The sequence below is a fragment of the Rhizobacter sp. P5_C2 genome (assembly GCF_054049715.1).
The window spans coordinates 1-980 of sequence record NZ_JBFULV010000251.1 but is presented as its reverse complement, the minus strand read 5'-3'; the positions used below and the strand labels follow the sequence as shown (position 1 = coordinate 980).

Sequence of the window (980 nt, the reverse complement as noted above, 5' to 3'; positions counted from 1 at the left end):
GTTGTTCCCTTGCCCGCCAGTGTGGACGTGATCCCGCACAGATAGGTGCTTCCGTTGGCAAGACCGGTGACCTTCAAGGGGGTGTGGCCACTGCTGCCCGTGCCGACCGTGGTGCCGGTATCGACGGTTGCGCAACTCGCCGTGTACAGCGTGCCGCTCGGGTTGACCGATGGCTCTGTGAAGCTCAGCGACACCTGGCTGTTGCCGGCGGTCGGTGTCAGCTGCATCACTGGGGCCAGCGGGGTCACGCCGGTGCTTGCGGCCGAGGTGACTGACACGGTGGACGAGTTGGTGGCCGTGACCGTGCAGGTATAGGACGTTCCGTTGGACAGTCCCGTCACCGTCACCTTGCCATCCGAGCCCTTGTCGAAGCTCGTGCCGCCGTTGCAACGCCCGGTGTAGGCGACGTTGCTCTCGGCGTTCGGGGAGAAGCTCAGCACGATCTGCGCATCGCCCGGCTCGGCTTGCGTGATGGAAGGCTTCGTCGTTATGGCGGGCAGCACCACTGGAACCGACGCTTTGGTTGTTCCCTTGCCCGCCAGTGTGGACGTGATCCCGCACAGATAGGTGCTTCCGTTGGCAAGACCGGTGACCTTCAAGGGGGTGTGGCCACTGCTGCCCGTGCCGACCGTGGTGCCGGTATCGACGGTTGCGCAACTCGCCGTGTACAGCGTGCCGCTCGGGTTGACCGATGGCTCTGTGAAGGCCAGCGACACCTGGCCGTCGCCGGCGGTCGGTGCTAGCTGCGTCACCGGGGCCAGCGGGGTCACGCTGGTGCTTGCGACCGAGGTGACTGACACGTTGGACGAGTTGGTGGCCGTGACCTTGCAGGCATAGGCCGTTCCGTTGGTCAGCCCCGTCACTGTCACCTTGCCATCCGAGCCCTTGTTGAAGCTCGTGCCGCTGATGCAGCTCCCGGTGTAGGCGACGTTGCTCTCGGCGTTCGGGGAGAAGCTCAGCACGATCTGCGCATCGCCCGG

The 980-nt window shown here is 65.3% G+C and carries 1 protein-coding gene; it reads right to left on the bottom strand.

Annotated features, from left to right (window positions below; translation table 11 throughout):
* Positions 1-980: hypothetical protein (locus tag ACXJLU_RS33430; RefSeq protein WP_457338019.1), on the bottom strand; the 980-nt coding region annotated here is incomplete at both ends.